This is a genomic window from Aquirufa sp. ROCK-SH2 (genome assembly GCF_054558315.1).
In genome coordinates this window covers 1-375 of sequence record NZ_JBPXKB010000011.1, presented here as the reverse complement: position 1 = coordinate 375, position 375 = coordinate 1, and the positions used below count along the sequence as shown (strand labels likewise).

Below are 375 nucleotides of genomic sequence, written 5' to 3'. Positions count from 1 at the left end.
CTCTACTCCTGATTGATAATTCGTAGAATCAATGCTATAACTAAAATTAGTACCCAATGGGGCAGTAAATTTGATCGTGCCAGTCGAATCCGTACAACTCGGTTGAACTGTTACACTTGCTACTGGTGCGGATGGAATACCCGCATTTGCCACTACTGTCAAAGTACTCGTTGAAGCCTTCACGCAACCATCTGCATTCTTCACTCGTAATGTATAAGTACCAGCAGCTACATTCGTAAACTCTACTCCTGATTGATAATTCGTAGAATCAATGCTATAACTAAAATTAGTACCCAATGGGGCAGTAAATTTGATCGTGCCAGTCGAATCCGTACAACTCGGTTGAACTGTTACACTTGCTACTGGTGTGGATGG

Annotated in this window: 1 pseudogene; it reads right to left on the bottom strand. The window is 42.1% G+C overall.

Features of this window, described 5'->3' with window-relative positions:
* A pseudogene (locus V7S79_RS12175) lies at window positions 1–375 on the bottom strand (hypothetical protein); the annotation flags it as partial.